Here is a 19,116-nt window from a genome sequence, read left to right as displayed (position 1 = left end):
TGAGCGACAAACTGTGACGCACAAGGGGGTGCGGATTTTTATTTTAAACTTATATTATTCAAAGGTTTGAATTGTTTTCTTTGTCGTGAAAAATGTAGGATAAATAAAAAATATAGCTAAAAAGTGGTCGTTACTTTTATCTAAATGAACTTGATACATTTTTCTTATCTACCATGCTGCAATTCGATTTAAAAATAAAAAAGTGATGGTGAACCCACAGCATCAAATTGGTGCTTTGTTTTTTAAAATGCACTCTGAACAAGCTAAAAATGACCTTTTGAGTATTACGAATATGCAAAATCGTATTACTAAATTGGCATGTCTTTTGCTTCATAACAACATAGATAAAGTTGTCTAGGGTTCCGATGTATCCGCATGGAGACATGACTGGTCCGAGAGATAACGGTTCGATAGAACTACACGGAGGGATAAAAGCCCGGGAGGTCAGGCATATTGCCATAACGAGGTTAAGTATCCGCAAGGGGTTTGTTATGAATCAATCGTTCTATCACGACAATAAAATACTGTGGCAAGAAACATTGCCTGGTGGGCATCATTGGTCGGGTCGGATTCAACGAGGGGCAGTTTTACAGCTTGAAGCGCTGGGGCAGCAGGCCAATGTGTCTTTGTTCTGTGTCAATGCTGATGACAAGCTGGAGCGTTTTAATATGCCCGATAGTCTAAAAGCACAGCATACGGCTTTTCTCTCGACAGGGCATGTTTTGTACTCAGATCTTGGCCGTGTGATGGCCTCCATTATTCAAGATGAGCATGGCTGGAATGATGTGTTTTGCGGTCCAAGTACCGCACAGCAGATTGCACAAAATTTTGGCAAAAAAAACTTTCAGGATGCGCGTAATGACATGCATCAAAATGGTCTAGATAGTTTATTGGTGGAATTGACCAAATTTGGTCTAGGCCAAGCCGATTTGAGCGCAACAGTAAATTTATTTTCAAAAGTCCAGCCCGACGATCATGGTCGATTAAGTTATGTCACAGACGACAATCAACAGCAAAAGATTGAACTGCGCTTTGAAATGGATTGTCTGGTTTTTCTTTCTGCGGCACCACATCCACTCGATTTATCTACACAGTATCAACCCTCCGATATCCAACTTCGTCTATTCAAAGCCAATGCCTTAACTGAACAGGATGTTTGTCGGGATTCATGTGCTCAAAATCAGCGTGGTTTTGCCAATAACACACGCTATTACGCATTGTCGAATTAAGGTGGGGAGCGAGAAAATGACAGCATCAGCAAAAATTGAACAGATTGTTTTAGACCAGATTTGCCTTGCAGGTGAAGCATGGATGGGTGAGGTGAAACAAGGTCAGTATTTCCGCATTATTGATCTGGAAGGAAACCAAGCTGTTGATACCTTATTTATCAGTGCCAACAACGCTGAAGAACGTTATAGCGCAACCGATACCTTGGCGCAAAATCAGCAGCTTTATCTGGAAAAAGGCACGATCTTATTTAGTAATTTTGCCCGCCCAATTGCCACTATTATCGATGACAATTGCGGCAGACATGACACCTTAGGTGGGGCATGTTCATGTGAAAGCAATACCGTTCGTTATGCACATGATAAATATCCGATGCACAGTTGCCGCAATAATTTCATGTATGCCTTGGCACAACATCCGATCGCCAAAAAGCATCAGCTCAATGTGCGTCATATTGGTCCCAATATTAACTTTTTTATGAATGTACCTGTAACCGCTGAAGGCCATTTAAAGTTTGAAGATGGGGTGTCTGCAGCGGGTAAATATGTCGAGATCAAAGCCGAAATGGATCTGATCGTCCTGATTTCAAATTGTCCGCAATTGAATAATCCTTGTAATGCCTATAACCCGACCAAAATCCAACTTGTTATACGTGACGCGTGAGGTGGCATAATGTTTAAAAAAGTACTGATTGCCAATCGTGGGGCGATTGCCTGTCGTGTCATTCGTAGCTTAAAAAAACTTGGGATTCAATCGGTTGCGGTCTATTCCGAAGCGGATCGGGACTCCTTGCATGTCAGTTTAGCCGACGAAGCGATTTTTATCGGCGATTCAGCTGCACAACAAAGCTATTTAAATATTGAAAAAATTCTGGCTGCAGCACAGCACACTGGGGCTGAAGCAATTCATCCAGGTTATGGTTTTTTATCAGAAAATGCCGCATTTTGTGATCTGTGCGAGCAACACGGTATAGCCTTTATTGGTCCGACCTCACAGCAAATGCGCGATTTTGGTCTAAAACATACCGCACGAGCATTGGCGATTCAGAACCATGTACCCTTGCTACCAGGTAGTCAGTTGCTTATCGACTTGGATGATGCATTGCTTCAGGCCGATCAGATTGGCTATCCCGTGATGCTGAAAAGCACCGCAGGCGGTGGCGGTATTGGCATGCGTCTGGTCTGGAATGAACAGGAATTAAAAGAAGCCTATCAAACTGTTTCCTATCTGGCGCAAGCGAACTTTAAAGATGCAGGACTGTATCTGGAAAAGTTTGTCGAAAATGCCCGTCACATTGAGGTGCAAATTTTTGGCGATGGTCAAGGCCATGTCATTGCACTTGGTGAGCGTGATTGTTCGGTACAACGCCGTAATCAAAAAGTGATTGAGGAAACACCCGCACCACATTTGAATGATACGCAACGCACTTATATTCAACAGGTTGCCATTCAATTGATGCAGTCGGTGCAGTATCGTTCTGCAGGTACGGTTGAATTTGTGATGGATACCGATACACAACAGTTCTACTTTTTAGAAGTGAATACACGCTTGCAAGTGGAACATGGGGTGACGGAACAGGTGTATGACGTTGATCTGGTTGAATGGATGGTGAGCTTGGCCAGTGGGGATTGGCAAGCACCGCAACAGATTGCACCGCCCAAAGGTCATTCGATTCAAGTGCGTTTATATGCCGAAGATCCGATTAAGAACTTTCAACCCAGCGCGGGCTTATTGACCAGTGTCAAATTTGACCCGCAATCACGGGTGGAAACATGGGTCGAAACTGGCTCAAATGTTTCCTCATTCTATGACCCGATGATTGCAAAAATTATTGTGACGGCAACGGATCGAGAGCAGGCCATCGTTGCTATGCAAAATAGCCTAAGTAATACAGAGATTGCAGGGATTGAAACCAATCTCGAATACTTACAGGAAATTATTGCGGGGGAGGTATTTGGGCAAGGCACACAAACCACCCGTTTCTTGAATCAGTTTGAATGGAAAACCCAAAAAATAGAGGTGTTACAGGCAGGGATTCAAACTGCAGTGCAAGATGTAACAGGTCGCTTGGGCTATTGGGATGTGGGTGTTCCGCCTTCAGGTGCGATGGATGCATTGAGCTTGAATGTTGCCAATCAATTGTTGGGCAATGCATTTAACAGTTCGGGACTAGAATGTACTTTACTTGGACCGACTTTAAAATTTCATTGTGACAGTCAGATTGCCATCACAGGTGGTGAGATGGAGGTCAGTCTGGATGGTCAGCCAGTCGCGATGTGGTCAACCATTAATGTGCGTAAAGGTCAGGTGTTAAAATGCGGTCGTATCAGTACGGGTTGCCGTAGTTATATTGGGATTAAGCATGGATTTAATCTGCCTGCGTATTTGGGCAGTTTAGCCACGTTTACCTTAGGGCAATTTGGTGGTCATGCAGGGCGTAATTTACTGATGGGCGATATGTTGCCAATCACGGAGGCGAAAACCGAGCAAACAGTTGCATTAAAACCTGAACAAATCCCAAGTTTTAAAACCGAATGGGAAATCGCGGTCATGTATGGTCCGCATGGTGCACCTGATTTTTTTACGCCGAATGATGTTGCCATGTTTTTTGATCAAGACTGGGAGATTCACTTTAACTCGAGTCGTACCGGTATTCGTTTGATCGGCCCGAAACCTGAATGGGCACGGATTGATGGCGGCGAAGCGGGCTTACACCCATCGAATATCCATGACAATGCCTATGCGATTGGTGCCATTGATTTCACTGGGGATATGCCAATTATCTTGGGGCCTGATGGCCCGAGTTTAGGCGGCTTTGTTTGCCCTGCGGTGGTGATCAACTCAGAGTTATGGAAATTAGGTCAACTCAAAGCAGGTGATAAAGTGAGATTTATCCCTGTCAGTTATGCACAGGCGCAACAGTTAGAACAGCGTTATCAATCGGCCTTACAGAATGAAACGGCATCACAGATTAATTTTGAACCTATATTCAAAGCAGAGCCTGTCACTTTAAAAAATGCCGTGTTGGCGACTTTGGATCAGGGTGCCGACAAACCCAAAGTGAGCTATCGCCCCGCAGGTAACCAATATCTGTTAGTAGAATATGGTGAATTGGTCTTAGATCTCAATTTACGTTTTCGTATTCATGCCTTAATGCAATGGATGCAGCAACAAAATATTCAGGGCATCATTGATTTGACCCCAGGCATTCGTTCATTGCAGATTCATTATGATTCAATGGTTCTAGAGCAACTGGATTTACTTCGCTTGTTACAGGTGGCTGAAAGTGAATTACCCGATATTGAAAATATGCAGGTACCGTCTAGAACTGTGTATTTACCACTGGCTTGGGAAGATTCGCAAACCCAACTTGCCACCGAAAAATATACGCAATTGGTTCGTCCAGATGCACCATGGTGTCCAGATAATATTGAGTTCATTCGCCGTATTAACGGTCTTGCATCAAAGCAAGCCGTTAAAGATGTGGTCTATGACACGGCGTATTTGGTAATGGGCTTGGGAGACGTTTATCTGGGTGCACCTGTTGCGACACCGCTAGACCCGAGACACCGTTTAGTTACCACTAAATATAATCCTGCTCGAACATGGACACCTGAAAACGCCGTCGGAATTGGTGGGGCTTATATGTGTGTTTATGGCATGGAAGGGCCGGGTGGCTATCAGTTTGTAGGACGTACCACACAGGTGTGGAGCCGTTATCGTCAAAATCCGAATTTTGAAGCGCACAAACCGTGGTTGCTCAGATTCTTTGACCAAATCCGTTTCTATGAAGTGTCTGAGCCTGAGCTGTTGGAAATGCGGGAAGACTTTAAAGCAGGACGTTTGCAACTGCGGATCGAAGAAGGGGTGCTGAATCTCAAAGACTACAATGCTTTTCTAAAAGACAATCAAAGCAGTATTCAGGCTTTTAAACAGATTCAACAAAGTAATTTTGAAGCGGAACGCCGTCGCTGGCATGAAGCAGGCTTGGCTGAATATGTTTCTGAAAGTATGGATGCAGTACTGGATGATTCAGAAATCATAGTTCCGAATGGTGGCATGATCGTGGAGTCACATATGCCGGGTTCGGTCTGGAAAATTGAATGTACCGTAGGCGATATTATTGAAGAAGGTGAAACCTTGGCGGTAATTGAAGCAATGAAAATTGAAATTCCAATCCTTGCGCCTGCAAAAATGAAAGTCGATAGTATCTTGATTGATAAAGCGCAAACGGTAAAAACAGGACAGGCATTGTTTACGCTTGCACCTGCTGGATAGCAATCAAAATCCATGATGCAGAAAAGGCCCTATGATGAAACATCGGGCTTTTTTTGTGTGCATTTATTCAGCAATTCACACGGGTTTTCTACTTTATTTGGCTAAAAAATTGGCATAGATACTGCATTAAATATTACGAATTATAAATTTGGTATTACTAAGACTGAGGTGGTTATGAAAACGCAATCAATCCTAATTCAGTATTTCAAAGTTGCAGCGCGCTGTTTTGCCAATTTACTTACGGTCCGAGCAGGTCTGTATGTAAAGCAAAACCAAGTTTCTAAACAATAGACTGATCATGATAAATGCACGTCCTAAACTGACTCGAATCAGTATTACCGTCCCTGAAAAAACGGTTGAAGCCTTAGATCAAACCATTGTCGAAGAGCATTATGAAAGTCGCTCTCAGGCGATTGTCGACATGATCAATAAGCATCTCATTGCTGAACAGGCACAGCAAAATGCAGTCATGGTCGGCACACTAACCTTGTTGTATGACGCCAGTTGTATGCCGTTACGTATGCAACTCTTAGACTTACAACAGAAATTTTTAGAACAGGTGATCAGTTCATTACATATTCAACTGGATCAACAAAAAATATTGGAAGTCATGCTGTTACAAGGTGGCAGTAATGATCTTAAACAAATTAGTCAGCAATTTACTGCTTTAAAAGGGGTGATTAAAGGACATCTGGAACTCATGGATGCCGTGATGCCACCCTTACAGCAAAACGATTAGGACGCAGCGGCATCGGTAGTGTCGCTCAACACGTAATTTAGATGTGCTCTGAGCAAAATTTTCAAAAAAGATATGGGGTGATTATGAAGCAAGCAATAGCAACGTTATCTGTTTCAGTGCTGTTCGGGCTGGTGCTTAGCGCGTGTGATAATTCCGCAAAAGTGCCAACGGCGGAAAAAGCAACCGAGGCCAAAGAGCTAACGACAACCACGCCTATTACAATTGGATATAGTGATTGGCCAGGTTGGGTGGCTTGGCAAGTGGCGATTGAAAAAGGTTGGCTCAAAGATGCAGGGTTGAATGTTGACTTTAAATGGTTTGATTATTCAGCCTCAATTTCTGCTTTTGCTGCCAATCAACTCGATGCGGTGTTTATTACCAATGGCGATAATTTGGTCAATGCCTCGGGCGGGAGCAAGGGCATGATCATTATGGTGACGGATTATTCTGCGGGCAATGATGTGATTATTGCCAAGAATGGCATCAACAGCATTCAGGATTTAAAAGGCAAATCCATAGCAACAGAAAAGGGTTTGGTCGATCACCTGTTATTATCGACGGCTTTGACCGATGCCAAGATTCCATTCTCAGATATTAAACTGGTCAATTCAGTAACCAATGAACTTCCTCAAGTGTTTGGCAGTCAGGATATTGCTGCGATTGCAGTATGGCAACCCGTTGCCAATCAAGCGTTAAAAGTAGTGGCGGGTTCCAAGATTATTTATAGTTCCAAAGATAAGCCAGGTTTGATCTACGATACGCTTGCGGTGAATCCAGCTCATTTATCGGCGCATCAAGAGGACTGGAAAAAGCTGATCCAAGTGTGGGATAAAACGGTGAAATACATCCAAGACCCTGCAACCCACGCTGATGCGGTAAAAATCATGGCCAACCGTGTTGGTGTTGATCCTCAACAATATGAGCAATTTATTGAGGGGACACATTTACTGGATATCGCAGCGAATAAGAAAGTGTTTCAGAAGGGAACAGGCTTTGATTCGATTTATGGTTCGACCTATCACGTCAATCAATTCAATGTCAGTAATGGGATTTATAAAACTGAAGTGGATGTGGATGGCTTGATTTATCCAGCTTTGGTGGATGAGTTGAAATAGCTAATTTATAAAAAAAATCGTTCTCATAGAACGATTTTTTTATTTCTGGATTTTAAAATTTTAAGGACAATCTTTTTAAAGAATTGATTGTCCTTTTTAGAATCAATCAGATAGAAACAGTATTAGTAAGTTCGCGTGGCATTTTTTAATAAATGCTTTTGTTCAGCAGCCAGCCATTGTTGTGTATCCGTGGTGGTTGCGGTTGTGGTATTAAATACAAAATCAGGTTGATAGATATCCACGTGAAAATAAAGTCGATACAGCTCACCTTCAATCTGTTTTAGTTGAGTCAGAGTGTTGGCATCTTCTATTTCAAAATCATCGAGTGAAATCGATTGCTGCAAACGACTGCTGATTGTACTAAAACCAATAGAAGAACCATTTAAAGCAACTGAAACTTCATAGCTTTCAATTGCTTTTAGATCATTTTCAGGATGATCAATCCGGCTATTCTTCAGTTGCTTTTGTTGTTGAGGAAGGCGTGATTGAGCATAAGCCATGTGCTGATCGCTGATCATCAAGCCACCATCCATAGCTATCATCTGTTGTGTTGCCACATTTTGCATCTGGAATAATCGTAAACCAAGCAATAAGCCCTGCTGAGCCTGTTGCCGCCAATCCTCTACATAGGCATGGGAAGGTGAAAACTCTAAAATACTGTTGCCGATCGGGTAGAGTTTCGCTGGTTCAGGCCATTGAATATGATTCTGATAGTTTTGATGCACCTGCCAAGAGAGTAATTCACGCTCTGAATCCCATAAGGTATCGCCAATCCATCCTTGTCGCTCATGCACTGCAGTTTGATTGGCATCGATCAGTCGGAGGTCAATGCTGAAAGATTTGGACTGAAACCAATACACAATGGTCTTTTCGTCCGTCATGCCATTGAAGAAACTGATACTTTTACGTCTAAAACATCCCAATAAATAGCGGGGTAAGGGCAAGTGATCATCAATTGCAGTTGGCTCTAGTTGCGCGAGTAAGCTGATTAGATTCATTCACCTGCTCCTTGTTCATTTAAACCAAAGGAGTACAGCGGGCGGGCATTTTCAAGTACCAGCTCACCTGATTGAATGCGTTGCTTGAGGTACATAAAAGTTTGAGCGGTTTGATTAAATAGATGCTCACCGCCTTTCATAGGCGGGTATAACGGTGCTTCATTGGGAATCAGTGGCTGAATCAGATAGTCATAATCACAGGAGAAGAACAGCGGAAAAGAGTAACGTTCTTGCTGTACTCGTCTTACACGATGTTTGGTTGCCAAATAACGACCATTAGATAAGATCTCCATCATATCGCCAATATTCATTACCATGGTGTTTTCAATTAAGGGAATATCGATCCATTCACCTTGTTTATTGAGTACTTGTAAACCTTCTGCTGTTGGAAATAAAAGGGTAAAACATTCATAGTCGGTATGTGCACCAATGCCTGATTGATCTTGTGCCTCGGGATTGTAAGGGTAGTGAATCAGCCTCAATTGGCTTGGTGCATGCTTTGAATGTGGTTCAAAAAAGTCCTCATTCAAATCAAGTGCTAAGGCAAAAGCTTTAAATAGCTGATTGCCGATGGCTTTGATATGCTGATAATAATTTAAGACGGTGTGTTTAAAGCGGGCATCTTCAGGCCATAGTGTTGGGCCGAGTAAAGGACGACGATACAGCTCACCGAGATAGTCATAATTGATGTCATAGGATTCTTTTAGATCATAGACATTGGCTTTAAACTGTTCTTCACCGATTGGCACATAACCACTATGATTTTCGGAAAGACCAATATAATGTTGCATTTTAGTGGCATGGTCTTGGCTAAAATAGTGTTGTGCAACTTGTTTTAACTGATCGAACAGTTCGGGCTGAAATTGTTCCCCTTGAATGTATAAGAAGCCAACCTCTTTACAAGCTTGATCAAGTTGCTTCACCACCTGTTTGCGATCTTCTAAACGCTCACTGTTGAGGAGTGAAATATCAATTAAGGGCAACACATAATCATGGTTCATGAGATTCACCATTGGCTGGTCGTCCAGCAATAAATGAAGCAGATTGGGTCGTCCCAAACGCTATTTTATTTCTGTGTACTCATTTGGGTCATACGTGGAATTTTAGGTAAATCTTGTAGTGCAGGGTCGAGTTGTTCCTCTTGGTGATGTACCAACAGATCAACCCGTTCCCGTAGTTGTTTAAATTCAGGCGAATGCATCAGCTCAATTGTCCGTGGGCGTGGTAAATTCACCTCGATAATCTCTTTGATCTCGCCCGGATTGGCTTTTAAGGCCACAATACGATCTGCCAATAAAATAGCTTCATCCATATCATGCGTGACAAATAATATGGTGATATCAATGTTTTGCCACAAGTCCATCAAATGCTTCTGCATTTTTTGTCGGGTGTAGGGATCGAGCGCGCCAAAGGGTTCATCCATGAGTAATATCTTGGGTTCATTGACTAAAGCACGGGCAATGGCGACACGCTGTTTCATCCCACCAGAAAGTTCATGTGGGAACTGATTTTCATATTTTTCTAAGCCAATAATATTGATCCATTCACGTGCCATTTCTTCGGCACGGGTTTGACTGATGCCTTTCATCAAAGGGCCAAACATCACATTTTCTTTAACGGTTTTCCATGGAAATAAGGTATAGCCTTGAAACACCATGCCACGTTCTGAACTTGGGCCTTTAATCTTTTGCCCCTCAACCAGAACCTCGCCACTGTGGTAGTCATCTAGACCTGCAACCACACGACTTAAAGTTGATTTTCCACAGCCAGAAGGACCAATCACACAAACAAACTCACGTTTATGAATACGTAAATCAATTTGGTTCAGCACGGTTCGTTCTGAATCACCATGCTGAAAAATTTGTGTTAGTTGCTTAGTTTCCAACATTAGGGGACGCGTATAAATATGCTCAAAATAGGCTTTGGCATCAAAATTATCCGCCATATTTATACTCCTTTTTTCCATTTAAACAGGGAACTACCCAGTTTCATTAAAATCAAATCACACAACAGTCCAATTACCCCGATAATCAGGATGGCGGCATAGACATTGTCAAAGTTCTGATAACGCGCTTGTTGAGTAATGAACCAGGTAATTCCTGATGTGGCACCAATCAGTTCTGACACGATCAGATAGGTCCATGCCCAACCGAGCAACACCCGTTGATCTCGATAAATGTCGGGTAGTGCCGCAGGAATCACCACATGGAACAGGCTTTTAAGCTTATTGGTGCCTAGGGTATAGCCTGCCTCAACCAAGCCGCGGTCAACCATTCGAGTGGTATTGGCAATGATCAGAATTTGCTGAAATAAGGTACCAATCACGATAATGGCAATTTTCGGGGCATCATTAATACCTAAAATCGCCACTGCTAATGCCCCAAAGGCAGGTGCTGGTAGGTAGCGAAAGAACTCGACAAAGGGTTCAGTCAGCTTAGAGATAGTATTGGAAAAACCACACAGGATACCCAACGGCACACCGATCAATGAAGAAATAAAAAACGCCGTAAAAACAATCTTGATACTGTGCCATAGACTTTGATGTAACCACGGCGCATCGGCCTGTTGAGGTGGAGTGGTAAAGGACGTAAATAAGGCTTTCGCCACTTGATGCGGTGCAGGCAAATAAATGGGATTGACCAGAATACCTGTAGGCGGTGTTTTGCCTTGATTGACGGCATCTTGTGCCTCTGCATAATAAGCCTGCTTATCTATTCGGGTGCCTGCCTGTAGATAAGTGGCTGAGCCTGCATTGGTAATTTGAACTTGTGGATGCCAGATAAAGGGTAAGTAACTGACACAGCTCCAGATCAGGATGGGAATTAGAAAAGACCCCAAACTCAAATAAAGCTTTTTGCTTTTTGACAGTACTGAATGATGCATAGGTGCACACCCGTAGTAATACTAATTAAATAAAACGTAATACTAATTAGCAATTTTGATGCCAGTGCGGATGCTGAATAGCAAAATCAGGATCAAGTGCAATCAATTAAAAGCGAGATAGGCACTTTGTAATTTGATAGCGATGCTTGTGCCTATCTTTTAGTGAGTCCTTAATGCTTGAATAGATTCAGGTTATGGAATTTAATCAGCAGTTGATCAGGAGATTCCAGCCACGCTGGGTCAGGCTGAATACAGTCGATGGGACAGACAGCAAGACAGGTGGGTGCTGTGTAGAAACCGATACATTCAGTGCAACGTTGTGGATCAATTTCATAGACTTTTGCACCTTCATTAATCGCTTGATTGGGGCATTCAGGTAAGCACATATCGCAATTGATACATGCGTTAGTAATCATTAGTGCCATCTTAATCTGCCGAATAGGCCAAAGCCGTAGATCGTAACTCGGTTGTGGCATGGGGCAAATTACGAATCAACAGTGCATATTCAATATCGACTTCTGGGGAAAATGGAATTTCTACGATATGCCCTGAACCCTTGGCACTTTCAATGGTATTGCCTTTAAGATCACGCATCTGTTCTAATTTGAAGTGGATATTGCCTTTGGGTGTCATAAGCTCAAGTGAATCACCAATCACAAAACGGTTTTTAACCTCAATGCGAATATGGTCGCCATGACGTGCAGTGACTTCACCGCAAAATTGTTGATAGTCAAAATGCGATGAACCATCGACATAATTTTGATAATCGCTATGCACATGGCGGCGCAAGAAGCCTTCGGTATAACCACGGTTTGCTAAACCTTCCAGTTGAGTCATCAAGCTAGGATCAAATTCATTACCTACCAGTGCATCATCAATGGCTTTACGGTAAATCTGTGCAGTACGGGCACAATAAAAATAAGATTTAGTCCGACCCTCAATCTTGAGCGAGGCTACACCGATCTGAGTCAGACGATCTACATGTTGCACTGCGCGTAGATCTTTAGAATTCATAAAATAAGTGCCGTGCTCATCTTCTTCAGCGGCAAACATCTCTTCATCATGACGCTGCACCAAAACAGTTTGCGCCGTATTAGTGCTGTTTGATGTTTTTGAGCAACATTGCTGCTGAGTATTGGCTGGTTGAACAGGGGTGACATCTCCATTGGCATCTTCTTGCGCTGTGTGGATTTTATAGTCCCAACGACAGGCATTGGTACAGGCGCCTTGATTGGCATCACGTTTATTCATATAACCCGATAACAAGCAACGACCAGAATAGGCCATACACAGTGCCCCATGCACGAACACTTCCAGTTCAATGTCTGGGACATGGTTCTGGATTTCTTCGATTTCTTCCAGTGAGAGTTCTCGTGACAAGATCACCCGACTTAAACCATAGTCTTGCCAGAATTTTACCGTGGCCCAGTTAATGGCATTGGCTTGTACCGAGAGATGAATCTGCATCTCAGGAAAATGTTCACGTACCAACATAATCAAACCGGGATCAGACATAATCAGCGCATCGGGCTGCATGGCAATAATCGGTTCAATGTCGCGGATAAAGTTTTTCAGTTTGCTGTTATGCGGCTGGATATTCACCACCACATAAAACTTTTTGCCTAAGGCATGGGCTTCATCAATCCCGATTTTTAAATTGTCATGGTCAAATTCATTGTTACGGACGCGTAAGCTATAACGTGGCTGGCCTGCATAGACCGCATCAGCCCCATAGGCAAAGGCATAACGCATATTTTTAAGGGAACCAGCAGGAGAGAGTAATTCAGTATTCATGATGCAGCATAAAAGGCATATAAAAAATAAGGGATTATTCTAAAAAGTTCAGATTAAGGATTCAACCTAGTGTTTTACTCAGGATTTTATCTATGTTTAGGGAAAATCTAGGCCATAAAAAAGCACCCGAAGGTGCTTTTGGAATTAGTGATGACGATGCTTTCTTTTCTTCTTGTATTTTTTCGATTGGTAATTGTCATAGTCGCGGTCTTGTCCGACTTTACGGCCTAGAGCAGAACCACCCGCTGCGCCAGCAGCAGCACCGATATAACCACCAGTCGTGCCCCCTAGGTTTTTGCCGACAGTATAACCACCAACACCACCTAGACCACCACCAATGGCAGCTTCAGTACGGGTACGTTTGCTACTTGCAGCTGCAGCGCCGCCAGCACCACCGAGAGCAGAACCAATCATTGCGCCGCTGTTTCCACCCATTTCTTTACCAATCGCAGTACCGACGACGCTACCAAGCGCAGACGTTGCAGCAACACGGGTTGCATTATCAGCATGAGCAGCAGTAACCAATGATGAGCTCGCAAAAATAGCAGCACATAACCAAGCATTTAATTTCATTTTTGACTCCGTGTCCGAAATAAAGCGGACCTCTTTTTCATGGCTGCAAATGTAACAAAGTTTCAGTATGAAAGTGTGGAGAAGCTTTTCTGAATTATTACTCTTTGGTGTCTGGATTGTAGTGTTATGTTGCTGAGCTTAGAGGATAATGCGCGTAAGATACGATTAAACAATAAGATCGTTAAACCTTGCACAAAAAAAATGAAACCTTATTTTAAGGCTCCATTCATTTTTTAATTAATCTAAGGATTCATCTTTCGCAGTTTGCTCTTCGTGTTTGAACTGACGTGGATTGAGTTCAGTTTGCAGACGCTGATAGTTTAAGTCACGAATATTCTTTTGGGTTGCCACCACGCCAAACAGACTCAATAAAAAGGACATGATGTAAAAGCCTTTTTCACTCATGCTCAGTTCGGCATTCCATAAGCTCACCAATAAAAGACCAATACATAGGGCCATCGAAGCCCAACAGAGTCCATAATAAATCGCCGTAACAGGAATCCCTTCCAGTTGATCACGCACGGTTTTCTGCAAAGAAGCTGCGGAAAAAAGCCCATACAGCAAGATCACGAGATAATAGCCTTTTTCATGCAAAGGCATATTGGCATTCCAGAGGCCGATCATAAAGCCTACACCACCTGCGAGTAATGCCACCCAACTCGCAGCGATAAAGGCAGAGGTGGGACGGTTTATAAAATTATTCATAAATTATCCTATTGTTTTATCTTTCTATTTGTCTTGCATTATTTATATATAAGCCTTAGTCAGAGAACAAGCATTGAGAACTAAAACTGAACAATTTGTGATGAAATGGGTGTGGAATAGTAAGTTCCCCTGATTCTCTATGTCTTTTAAGCAGTAGAGTCTGTAAACTATGCGCAATTTTTTGATTTTGCTCGTGCTTCGTCGGCACTGAGTCTTTAGATTTTGAGATATTCCGCCCATGAAAGCATCACTCCGTTTAAGACTCGATCAACTTTGTGATCGTCACGAAGAGCTGACTGCATTACTCGCTGATGTAGAAGTAATTTCGGACAATAAACGTTTTCGTAAATTGTCTCGTGAACATAATGATTTAACTGAAATCACTGAGGTTTGGAGCAAATATCGTCAAGCGGAAGAAGATATCGAAACGGCTGAAACGATGAAATCAGATCCTGATTTTAAAGACATGGCCGAGGAAGAAATCAAAGAAAATAAAGCACTTTTGGTTGCGCTTGAAGAGCAGTTAAATGTGTTAATGATTCCGAAAGATCCAAATGACGCCAACGCAGCCTATCTTGAGGTTCGTGCGGGTACAGGCGGTGATGAAGCAGCGATCTTTTCGGGCGATTTATTCCGTATGTATAGCAAATACGCTGAAACACAAGGTTGGCGTATTGAAGTGCTTTCTGAAAATGAAGGTGAGCATGGCGGTTATAAAGAGATCATTTGCCGTATTGATGGCGAAGGTGTTTATGGTCGTTTGAAATTTGAAAGTGGTGCACACCGTGTACAACGTGTTCCTGCGACTGAGTCACAGGGCCGTGTACATACTTCGGCTTGTACGGTTGCGATTCTGCCAGAAGTCGATGTAGACACTACAGTAGAAATTAATCCTGCCGATTTGCGTATTGATACTTACCGTGCATCAGGTGCAGGTGGTCAGCATATTAACAAAACCGATTCAGCGGTGCGTATTACCCATATTCCATCAGGTGTAGTGGTGGAATGTCAGGAAGAGCGTTCACAGCACAAGAACAAAGCCAAAGCGATGGCGTTGTTAGTCTCACGTTTAGAAAATGCCAAGCGTGCAGCGGCTGATGCAGCAACTTCAGAAATGCGCCGTGACTTGGTCGGTTCAGGTGACCGTTCAGAGCGTATTCGTACCTATAACTATCCACAAGGTCGTATGACTGATCACCGTATCAATCTCACTTTATATAAGTTAGATGCAATTATGGAAGGTGATTTAACTGAATTGTTAGATAGCTTACATCGTGAATATCAGGCAGATCAGTTGGCGATGCTTGCACAGGAAAATGGCGGCTAATGAATATTGCTCAAGCCTTAGAAATCAAAGGTGAAATTGATAGCTATGAACGTCAAGAGGCGGCATGGCTACTCGAACATCTTTTGGGTATTAACGCCTTAGAACTTAAATTGAGGCTTGAGCAAGAGTTGACCGAAATGCAGGAGCAAGCTTATTTAGATGGGCTGGCTCGTATCGAACAAGGTGAACCTTTGGCCTATGTCACTGGTTCACAACCGTTTTGGACGCTCGATTTAAAAGTCACCCATGACACTTTGGTACCGCGTCCAGATACCGAAATCCTTGTGGAAACGGTATTAAAACTGCCATTAAGTTCACAAGCCAATATTGTTGACCTAGGGACAGGCACGGGTGCAATTGCTTTGGCACTTGCGAGTGAACGTCCACAATGGCAAGTCACTGCAACTGATATCTATGCGCCGACTTTAGAGGTAGCGCAGGACAATGCGGTTCGACATGGTCTCATGCAGGTGAGGTTTGCCTGTGGGGCTTGGTTTGAGGCTTTAGAACAACAACAATTTGATTTGATTGTATCCAATCCGCCGTATATTGATCCTGACGATGTGCATATGCAAAAGCTCAAGTCAGAACCTGAGCGTGCATTGATTGCAGCTAAGCAGGGCATAGCGGATATTGAAACCATTATTACCCAAGGTAAAGACTGGCTTAAACCGAATGGCTGGATTGTACTTGAACATGGTTATGACCAAGGCCAAGCAGTACGTGATATTTTTGAGCAGCATCATTTTAGCCAGATTAAAACAATTCAGGATTATGGACAAAATGACCGTGTGACCTTGGCCTGTTGGATTTAAGCCTGTTTGTGAATGCTATCGCGCCAACGGAGTAAACGATTTTCGAGTCGTTTCATCAAGGTGTCGCTAATTTTGCCTAACAATGCCAATAGAATAATGGCAATGATTACAATATCTGGACGTGAAGTTTCTCGCCCATCACTGAGTAGATAACCAATTCCTTGGGTTGCTGCAATTAGTTCGGCTGCAATCATAAACATCCACGATAAGCTTAAGCTATTGCGTAAACCGGTCAATATTCCAGAAGAAGCGGCAGGTAAAACAATCGAGATAACCCGTTGCAATGCATTGAGATGGTAAACCTTACCCACCTCAATCAGCTTTCGATCTACATTATGGATGGCGGCAACGGTATTGGTATAGGTCGGGAAAAATGCACCTATCGCAATCAATGTGATTTTAGACGATTCATCAATCCCTAACCAAAGCAATAATAACGGAATCCAAGCAAGGCTTGGAATGGATTTGAGTGCAGAAAAGCTAGGTTCTAAATAGGCTTCTACTTCTTTGCTTAAGCCGACCCAAATCGCAAAAATCAAAGCTAAGCCACTACCGAGGGCAAAACCGACGAGCACCCGCCAAGTACTGATGTAAATGTGCTGGAGCAGATCAGATTGAGCCAAATCCAAGAAAGATTGCCACAAGCTACTGGGTGCAGGGAGTAAATACGCTTCGATATAGCCATTCCTGACCAAAAACTCACACAATATCAGCAGCAGGATTGGAATGAGCAGTGCTTTTAGCCAACCACTCAAAGTCCTATTCAAGCGTTTTTTATCTGGCTGTGCGTTTTGTTGGGCCAGAAAATTTGTTAGCCCCGCATGATGACTTGAATTGCGCATCGCTTATTTCACAACTTTTTGCGCAAAACGTGGATCAAGCAGTTGATCAACCACTTGATTGACATCAGTTCCTTTTCTGACCAGATCTTCTTCTGTTAGGATTTTTCCTGATCGTTTCAGGGCTTGGATTTGTGTCGCTGAAGGAATGTTTTGCTCAAAGTTGGTACGGCTCAACTGCAATTGAGCAACAGGTAAAGGTAGTTTAGCTTCGCGGGCCAACAATGCCGCAACTTTATCTGGATTGGCTTTTGCCCATTTTCGTGCTTGTTCGTAGGCTTTAATTACCGCCTCAATCGCTTCAGGACTTTGTTTACTAAACTCATCTTTGACACTCAAGACGCTATAACTATTAAATCCAACATTGCGATACAGCAATTTAGCCCCAGATTGGATTTGTGCAGACGCCATTAAGGGGTCTAGTCCCGCCCATGCATCCACTTGACCACGTTCCAAGGCCGTTTTTCCATCAGGGTGTTGTAAATGCACCAGTTGAACATCACGTTTATTCAATCCGACCGTATCTAATGCTTGTAGCGTAAACAGGAAAGGATCTGTGCCTTTGGTTGCAGCAATTTTTTTGCCTTTGAGATCTTTTAAGTTTTTGATTGGAGAGTTTGCAGGAATAACCAATGCCGTCCATTCAGGCTGGCTTTGAATATAGACCGTTTTGATTGGGCTACCATTGGCGCGACTGAGTACCGCAGCCAAACCCGCGGTTGAAGCGAAATCAATGCTATTGCTATTTAAATACTCTAAAGAACGGTTACTACCTTGACTGAACACCCATTTGATTTGCGTGTTTGGCAGTGCTTTTTCTAACAGTTTTTGATCTTTGACCACTAAACTGGTCGGCGCATAGTAGGCGTAGTCAAGTTTGAGCGTGGTTGAGATGGCAGCAAAACTGGAGGATATAAATATCGTAGAGAAGCCTAAAGCGAATAAAGTCTTAGAGAGAGGTAATTTAGAAAAGAAAGACATGAGCTAAATCAGCGCCGTATAATCAAATATCAGCGATCTTTACATGTATCACAGAGCATCCCAACTGAGTTATTTTGATTTAGAAATCATGATAATAGATAAAAATCAAATCAGTCTCAAAACATTGTTTTTATTCACCAACAATGTTGATTATTGCGTTGGGCTGCTATTGAAAATATAGTGATATCCTCAGCTTATTCCTTGATATATTGCTGTACTGCATTGGCTAAGCGGCTTTCACCTTGTTGTTGTAGTCCATTCACTACGGCCAAAGCATCTGGCTTTTCCCGATTTTGGCTGAGTTTAAACTTAGCTGTGATCTGTGAAATCGGAATTTCGATCCCGACAATACCTTGCAGCTCCTGAGCAATATATTCGCTGGGTGCATCTGACATTTTCCAAGGTGTTGCTTGTTTGGCTTCATGAGTACGTGTCAGTCTGGCCAAGATACCGCGTAAAGATTTTTCGTCATGCAGGAAATTGATGCTTCCTTTGACATGGACGACTTGATAGTTCCATGTGGGGACATGTCGATGGTGTTGTTGTTTGCTTGGATACCAATTCGGTGAGATATAAGCTTGCTCACCCTGAAAGATCATCAAAACTTCTGTGCCGCTTTCAATTTGGGTATGCAGCGGATTATTTTTAGCAATATGTGCAACCAGTGTTGCTGTTTGATTTTGCTTATCACGTAATAAATGAAAGGGCAAATGATTGGCCTCCAAACCTTCCGCACTATAACTAATTAAAGTCGCAAAAGGATAGTCTTGAATCAATTGATATAGTTTTTCAAGATCTGTTTCTTCAAATATTTCAGGTAAATACATCCTTTACTCCTTCAG

At 42.8% G+C, this 19,116-nt stretch carries 18 protein-coding genes and 1 riboswitch; of the genes, 7 read left to right on the top strand and 11 right to left on the bottom strand.

Translation table 11 applies throughout. The features are described 5' to 3' along the window. Positions 1-343 precede the first annotated feature (343 nt). A riboswitch (guanidine-I (ykkC/yxkD leader) is annotated at positions 344-445 on the top strand. 46 nt (positions 446-491) lie between these two features. The 5 genes from NG55_RS02320 (at position 492) to NG55_RS02300 (ending at position 7,359) form a co-directional block, all read left to right on the top strand. Beyond that, positions 492-1,229: an urea amidolyase associated protein UAAP1 gene (locus tag NG55_RS02320; RefSeq protein WP_065342203.1), complete on the top strand. Its 738-nt coding sequence runs from the start codon at positions 492-494 to the stop codon at positions 1,227-1,229. A gap of 16 nt (positions 1,230-1,245) precedes the next feature. Next, on the top strand, positions 1,246-1,890 hold the full coding sequence (locus NG55_RS02315) for an urea amidolyase associated protein UAAP2 (protein ID WP_016539793.1): 645 nt from the start codon (positions 1,246-1,248) through the stop codon (positions 1,888-1,890). 9 nt (positions 1,891-1,899) lie between these two features. Then, positions 1,900-5,505, top strand: coding sequence for an urea carboxylase (gene uca, locus NG55_RS02310; RefSeq protein ID WP_065342202.1), 3,606 nt, complete (start codon positions 1,900-1,902; stop codon positions 5,503-5,505). Positions 5,506-5,803: 298 nt separating this feature from the next. Then, entirely contained in the window at positions 5,804-6,244 is a 441-nt protein-coding gene (locus NG55_RS02305) for a CopG family ribbon-helix-helix protein (RefSeq protein WP_065342201.1), read from the top strand. 83 nt (positions 6,245-6,327) lie between these two features. After that, positions 6,328-7,359, top strand: coding sequence for an ABC transporter substrate-binding protein (locus NG55_RS02300; RefSeq protein WP_065342200.1), 1,032 nt, complete (start codon positions 6,328-6,330; stop codon positions 7,357-7,359). A 122-nt stretch (positions 7,360-7,481) separates the two neighbouring features. Here NG55_RS02300 and NG55_RS02295 read toward each other — a convergent pair whose 3' ends face one another. From NG55_RS02295 to yiaA, 8 genes are all read right to left on the bottom strand, one after another. Then, a complete protein-coding gene (locus tag NG55_RS02295; protein ID WP_065342199.1) occupies positions 7,482-8,357 on the bottom strand; it encodes a hypothetical protein in 876 nt (291 codons plus the stop codon). Further along, positions 8,354-9,370: an isopenicillin N synthase family dioxygenase gene (locus NG55_RS02290; protein ID WP_065342198.1), complete on the bottom strand. Its 1,017-nt coding sequence runs from the start codon at positions 9,368-9,370 to the stop codon at positions 8,354-8,356. Before NG55_RS02290 ends, NG55_RS02295 begins: the two co-directional genes overlap by 4 nt. Before the next feature lie 53 nt (positions 9,371-9,423). Continuing rightward, the gene (locus tag NG55_RS02285) at positions 9,424-10,302 is read right to left on the bottom strand and encodes an ABC transporter ATP-binding protein (protein WP_065342197.1); all 879 of its coding nucleotides are present in this window, start codon (positions 10,300-10,302) and stop codon (positions 9,424-9,426) included. 2 nt (positions 10,303-10,304) lie between these two features. Continuing rightward, positions 10,305-11,240, bottom strand: coding sequence for an ABC transporter permease (locus NG55_RS02280; protein ID WP_065342196.1), 936 nt, complete (start codon positions 11,238-11,240; stop codon positions 10,305-10,307). Positions 11,241-11,410: 170 nt separating this feature from the next. After that, positions 11,411-11,665: a YfhL family 4Fe-4S dicluster ferredoxin gene (locus NG55_RS02275; RefSeq protein ID WP_065342195.1), complete on the bottom strand. Its 255-nt coding sequence runs from the start codon at positions 11,663-11,665 to the stop codon at positions 11,411-11,413. A gap of 1 nt (position 11,666) precedes the next feature. Then, a complete protein-coding gene (gene trhP, locus NG55_RS02270; RefSeq protein ID WP_065342194.1) occupies positions 11,667-13,034 on the bottom strand; it encodes a prephenate-dependent tRNA uridine(34) hydroxylase TrhP in 1,368 nt (455 codons plus the stop codon). 144 nt (positions 13,035-13,178) lie between these two features. Next, positions 13,179-13,607, bottom strand: coding sequence for a hypothetical protein (locus NG55_RS02265; protein ID WP_016539803.1), 429 nt, complete (start codon positions 13,605-13,607; stop codon positions 13,179-13,181). A gap of 237 nt (positions 13,608-13,844) precedes the next feature. Next, positions 13,845-14,312 (bottom strand): inner membrane protein YiaA, encoded by a 468-nt coding sequence (gene yiaA / locus NG55_RS02260; RefSeq protein WP_016539804.1) that lies wholly within the window; start codon positions 14,310-14,312, stop codon positions 13,845-13,847. Positions 14,313-14,550: 238 nt separating this feature from the next. On the opposite strand from yiaA, the gene prfA reads away from it, so the two are divergent. Both prfA and prmC read left to right on the top strand, forming a co-directional pair. After that, positions 14,551-15,639 carry a peptide chain release factor 1 gene (prfA, locus tag NG55_RS02255; protein ID WP_005212840.1) on the top strand — a complete coding sequence of 363 codons (1,089 nt, stop codon included), beginning with the start codon at positions 14,551-14,553 and terminating at the stop codon, positions 15,637-15,639. Next, on the top strand, positions 15,639-16,454 hold the full coding sequence (prmC, locus tag NG55_RS02250) for a peptide chain release factor N(5)-glutamine methyltransferase (protein ID WP_065342193.1): 816 nt from the start codon (positions 15,639-15,641) through the stop codon (positions 16,452-16,454). Before prfA ends, prmC begins: the two co-directional genes overlap by 1 nt. Here prmC and NG55_RS02245 read toward each other — a convergent pair. From NG55_RS02245 to NG55_RS02235, 3 genes are all read right to left on the bottom strand, one after another. After that, positions 16,451-17,296 (bottom strand): ABC transporter permease, encoded by an 846-nt coding sequence (locus NG55_RS02245; protein ID WP_065342192.1) that lies wholly within the window; start codon positions 17,294-17,296, stop codon positions 16,451-16,453. The two genes, prmC and NG55_RS02245, sit on opposite strands and share 4 nt — an antisense overlap. Positions 17,297-17,299: 3 nt before the next feature. Continuing rightward, positions 17,300-18,274, bottom strand: a complete 975-nt coding sequence (locus NG55_RS02240) for an aliphatic sulfonate ABC transporter substrate-binding protein (protein WP_065342191.1) — start codon at positions 18,272-18,274, stop codon at positions 17,300-17,302. Positions 18,275-18,468: 194 nt separating this feature from the next. Then, complete coding sequence (locus tag NG55_RS02235) at positions 18,469-19,101, bottom strand: FMN-binding negative transcriptional regulator (RefSeq protein WP_065342190.1); 633 nt, start codon at positions 19,099-19,101, stop codon at positions 18,469-18,471. Positions 19,102-19,116 lie beyond the last annotated feature (15 nt).

The organism is Acinetobacter gyllenbergii (assembly GCF_001682515.1).
GTDB lineage: Bacteria > Pseudomonadota > Gammaproteobacteria > Pseudomonadales > Moraxellaceae > Acinetobacter > Acinetobacter gyllenbergii.
The sequence above is the reverse complement of the archived record's forward strand: the minus strand, read 5'-3'. Positions and strand labels throughout refer to the sequence as shown.